The following is a 505-nucleotide window of genomic DNA, read 5'->3' as shown; positions in this document are numbered from 1 at the left end:
ACCGTTCACAGTCACCACCGTACCAAGCACTGCATCTGGTCCCAATGCCACACGTGCATCGAAGCTACCATCTGTACCTAACTCAGTCGCATTCAAGATGCCGTCACCGTTTAAGTCGTCTGGCACTGTGATTGCACCAATCAAGTCAGCTGGAATGGTATCAATCGTAACAATTGCTGTATCTATTGTTGTGTTTCCAGCTGGATCTGTTGCCGTTACAGTTACTGTATGTGGACCTTCACCTAAAACAGGTAATACATTATCTGCTAGAGTCCAAGTACCATCACCATTATTGGTCGCTGGATAATCAACCCCATTCACATTCACTACAATCGTGGCAGTTGGGTCATTTATCGTACCCGTCAACGGTGGCGTCGTATCATTAGTAATAACATCATCTAAAGATACAATTGGTGCAACCGTATCAATCGTCAATACCGCAGTGTCTGTACCGACATTACCCGCAGGGTCAGTCGCTGTCACCGTCACGGTATGTGGTCCTTCA

The 505-nt window shown here is 46.5% G+C and carries 1 protein-coding gene; it reads right to left on the bottom strand.

From position 1 onward, the window contains the following. The coding region (locus F885_RS01005; protein ID WP_005322784.1) for an Ig-like domain-containing protein at nt 1-505 on the bottom strand (505 nt) is incomplete at both ends.

Origin of the sequence: Acinetobacter higginsii, from assembly GCF_000369845.1 — a bacterium.
Taxonomy (GTDB): Bacteria; Pseudomonadota; Gammaproteobacteria; order Pseudomonadales; family Moraxellaceae; genus Acinetobacter; species Acinetobacter higginsii.
This window is presented reverse-complemented; position numbering and strand designations above follow the sequence as displayed.